5 protein-coding genes are annotated in these 4,183 nt (G+C 54.5%); 2 read left to right on the forward strand and 3 right to left on the reverse strand.

Annotation, left to right across the window (positions count from 1 at the left end; all coding sequences use genetic code 11):
• Window positions 1-719: FHA domain-containing protein (locus ACWVCN_RS12775; RefSeq protein WP_455246194.1), on the forward strand; the 719-nt coding region annotated here is incomplete at its 5' end.
• Between the two features lie 13 nt (window positions 720-732).
• On the opposite strand, the gene ACWVCN_RS12780 is transcribed toward ACWVCN_RS12775, so the two are convergent.
• From ACWVCN_RS12780 to ACWVCN_RS12790, 3 genes are all read right to left on the reverse strand, one after another.
• Window positions 733-1,359: a cysteine rich repeat-containing protein gene (locus ACWVCN_RS12780; protein ID WP_455246195.1), complete on the reverse strand. Its 627-nt coding sequence runs from the start codon at window positions 1,357-1,359 to the stop codon at window positions 733-735.
• 134 nt (window positions 1,360-1,493) lie between these two features.
• Window positions 1,494-2,507, reverse strand: a complete 1,014-nt coding sequence (locus tag ACWVCN_RS12785; RefSeq protein WP_455246196.1) for a hypothetical protein — start codon at window positions 2,505-2,507, stop codon at window positions 1,494-1,496.
• Between the two features lie 125 nt (window positions 2,508-2,632).
• A complete protein-coding gene (locus tag ACWVCN_RS12790; protein WP_455246197.1) occupies window positions 2,633-3,046 on the reverse strand; it encodes a secondary thiamine-phosphate synthase enzyme YjbQ in 414 nt (137 codons plus the stop codon).
• 112 nt (window positions 3,047-3,158) lie between these two features.
• On the opposite strand from ACWVCN_RS12790, the gene ACWVCN_RS12795 reads away from it, so the two are divergent.
• Window positions 3,159-4,183: ribonucleotide reductase N-terminal alpha domain-containing protein (locus ACWVCN_RS12795; protein ID WP_455246198.1), on the forward strand; the 1,025-nt coding region annotated here is incomplete at its 3' end.

A 4,183-nucleotide genomic window follows, 5' to 3' on the forward strand; every position in this document is an offset into this window, starting at 1 on the left:
GCATCGTGACACAAACCGCCGCCGACTCCGTCAAATTGATCCTCAAACTTCATGGCCAAGGCTCCCGCGTGGTGAATCTCGCGCAAGATCGTTTCACTATGGGACGGAAGGGGGACAACGACCTTGTGATCGACGACCACACCGTTTCCGGGCATCACGCCAAGATCGTCAAGATTCAATCCGTCTACTTTCTCGAAGACCTCAAAAGCACGAACGGCACAGCCTTGAACGGGAAGTCGATCGAGCGGGTCCAGCTCCACGATGCCGACGTCATCACCATCGGCCGACACCGCATTATTTTTCAAGACAGTGCACCAGACATAGTCACAAACTCCGCCTTCGTCGCCTGTGACATGGAAAAGACGATGGTCATGCAGGGCAGGGAAGCAGGCGGGGCTCAACCGGCCGGAACAGCCAAAATACTGGTCACCAGCGGCAAGACAGAATGCCCGGAGTATTGTCTGACCAAGCCAGCTTATTTGATCGGAGCACAGAAAGGCGCGGCGATTCGGTTAACCGGATGGTTTTCACCAAAATCAGCGGCGCTGATCACCTGTCGCGCCGGGATGTATAACATCAGCCCTTCTCAAGGAATCAAAAAGCTTTTGGTGAATGGAGTCGAAGTGACTGGCCAGCAGGGAATCAAGAACGGAGACATCATCGAAGTCGCAGGCGTCACGATGACGTTTCACATGCTACCAACGAAGGGAAGGGAATAGGACACCCGCGCCGCTACTGTTTGTACATGACCGTGCCTTTCGGAAGCGTTTCATAACACCGGTCGGAAACCTCCTGTGCGTGATCCCGCAGGCATTGCAGAATCTGGCCGCCTGCCGCCTTGACAGTGACACACCAGCGCTTCACCTCCTCCTGACAAGCCGTCAACATGCGGCTGCGGTTTTCCCTCCATTTTATGAACCGCGCGTGAAGCTGTTGCTGACAGGGTTCAGCCAACTGTGCTGCACGCCGTTCAAGACAATTCATTCGGGCTGATCCTTCTAAAGAATCTGGACACAGCTGTGCAATCTCGGCCTCGCAACGAAGGCGGGCGACCTGTTTTGCATGAGAATCGAAGTGTAGGGTCGACCGGACATCCGATCCGGATCGATTCTGTGATGCGGCAATGGCAGGCTCAATGGGATGACTTGACGGCACTCCTGGAATGGAGAGATCCAGCCCAGGATCAGCAGCAGTCTTAGCAACGACCGATGAAACTCTTTCCGGCGGGAGGACAGGCTCCCGTGCTGAAAGCTCCTGTTCAGTGGGCAAGCTGGCCGCAATCGTCAACCACACCACTCCTAGTCCCACTGCCGTAAGGACTCCTGCCATCATGCGACTGCCGGCCTGGCGTTGAGCCATGTTTCTCCTCATGATTCACGTTCACTCAGCATAGGATACGAAAAGGGGAAAATCGAGAAATGTTCGAATTTCACACTCTCGCCTCAAAGGACTGAAAAGATAACGGGGAACTTCAGGAGGCCGGAGCAGGATGGTTAGTTTTCGGGCGCTTCCACGATGTGGTTTTCAAATCTCGTGCAGCCTTCGGCCAGCAGTCGGTTCGTCAGCATTTCGCCAGGCCATTCGATCGGCAAATCCGCGGTAAATACCCACACGTCCGGTGAAGTCCACACGGGACCATGCTCTTCCGGAAGTTCAGGGTCGAACAGGTCGGTCCAGACCGGCATATAGACTCCATTTCCACATTGTGTATGGAGATGTACGATCGTCCTGGCCCTCACGAGTGGATCTAAATCACGCCATACCGCAGCAGTCTCGTCGGCTAACCGATGGAGTCGTACAGCATTCTGCGCATCGAACATCGCGTAGGCCGCATAGACCGGAGCCTCGATCATGTGGGGCGCCAACGCCAGTTCAGGACATTGTTCAACCAACCCCTCCAACAATGCTCGGCGATGGGGATCCTCCAATGAATCCGGCAAACTGGCATCCGGAACCCCGATCAGCTCAAAAAAGAGAAAGGCCGTGTTTTCAACCGGAGGATACAATCGTGCAGCAATTGAACGGGTACGCTGTGAATCGGCGACCATGCTGAGATGGTCGTTGATCGCTTGTAAGGTCAAGGCTTCCAGCGTCGCATCGGTCAAGAGTCTGGGCTCGACACGAACAACCGTGCCTGAAGAGAGGCGTAAATGCCGGTGCAGGATATCGGCTGTCGCCACAGGATCAATTTTGAGCTTCAACGGATGGGTTAGATTGGCCTGCAGCGGGAGTTCGAGTGCCGCCATGACGGCGTAGGAAAGTTTTTCATCCAACGGACCATCCAACATAACAGAGCACGATGCCTCTGCCACCAAATCGAACAACCACTCGGCCATATCTTCATCGAGCGCGGCCAACACCGTCAGCAAATCATGTTCACGACCTTGTTCGAGAAACGCCTGAAGCGTATCGATAGCTGCATCGGTATCGCCGTGGTCGTGACGCCTCGCATTGATCAGATGGATGAGATCTCTGGTGAGTGGATCGGGACGAGACCAACTTTGCATCGCATACTCCTGCTACCTGAGAGACACGCACCGACACCCATGTTGCCAAACTTTTCCCGGAGGAGCAAGCGCTCACGGCAACCGAACAGCCTCGCACCTCCGGAACAATGAGGTGAACGGCTCGATCACTCTCCGATAACCTTGACCAAAACCCGTTTCCGTCTCCGACCGTCGAATTCACCGTAGAAAATCTGTTCCCACGGTCCAAAATCCAGTTTCCCGTCTGTGATCGCCACCACGACCTCACGACCCATCACCTGCCGCTTGATATGTGCATCCCCGTTATCTTCACCCGTCTCGTTGTGTCTATAGGCAGCCTCGTGCGGAGCGATCCGCTCCAAGAATTTGTCGTAGTCTTCAATCAAGCCCGGCTCGTCATCGTTGATGTAGACACTCGCCGTAATGTGCATAGCATTGACCAAAACCACCCCTTCTATCACTCCGCTCTTCTTGACGATCAGTTCGATCTGCGGTGTGATATTTAAATAGGCACGACGCGCCTTCGTCTCAAACCAGAGTTCCTCACGATACGACTTCATCTTTTATCTTCCTCCAAGAGTGCATTTTGCGTCCCGCAAGGAACGAGATTCAAGTCTACCGTCCTGCTGAATGGATATCGTCAAACAGCACGTTGGAGATTATAATGGGGTGATGGGACTCCGATCTTCGGTTAACCTGACTTCACAGGGAGCGTCTCACATCGCCACACTCTCGCCGGCTGCGAAAATAGTCCTGCGCAGGCGCTACCTAGCCAAAAATCGAAAAGGACGGGTCACCGAGAACGCTTCGCAACTGTTCTGGCGAATCGCCACGGATATTGCTCGAGCCGAGCAACGGTACCCCGCCCGCACTCGTCTCCCCGAAGCCGCCCAGAGATTTTATGATTCCATGGCGCGGCTGGAGTTTCTTCCCAATTCACCCACAATCATGAATGCAGGCCGCCCTCTGCAACAGCTGGCGGCCTGCTTTGTACTGCCTGTTGAGGATTCGCTCGCTTCCATACTCGATGCTGTCAAACAACAGGCGCTCATTCACCAGTCAGGAGGAGGAACAGGTTTTTCATTCAGCCGGCTTCGCCCCAAGAACGATTTCGTCGCATCGACGAGCGGAGTGGCGTCAGGTCCCGTCTCCTTCATGAGGATTTTCAATCTCACCACTGATGTAATCAAACAAGGGGGAACGAGGCGCGGCGCCAACATGGGGATTCTTCGAATAGACCATCCTGATATTTTGGACTTCGTGTCGCTCAAGCGGGATCCGACGGAAATGACCAACTTCAACCTGTCGGTCGGCGTGACGGGGAGTTTCATGCGCGCGCTTGAACGGGGACAGCGGTACGCGCTTGTGAACCCGCGAACAGGAAAGGCAACGACGCGCCTCTCCGCTCAATTGGTGTTCGATCGAATTGTCGAAGGTGCCTGGGATACGGGAGAACCGGGTCTCATTTTCTTGGACAAAATCAACGACGCGAACCCTACGCCGAAATTGGGGGACATCGAGGCCACGAATCCTTGCGGTGAACAGCCTCTCCTCCCCTATGAATCCTGCACCTTGGGATCAATCAATGTTGCCAAGTTCTTGCTCTCAACCCGGCTACAGTCAACTATCGATTATGAGCGCTTGGCCGGGACGATCGCATTAGGGGTCCGTTTTCTCGATAACGTCATCGATCGGAA

It is taken from the genome of Petrachloros mirabilis (assembly GCF_975968855.1).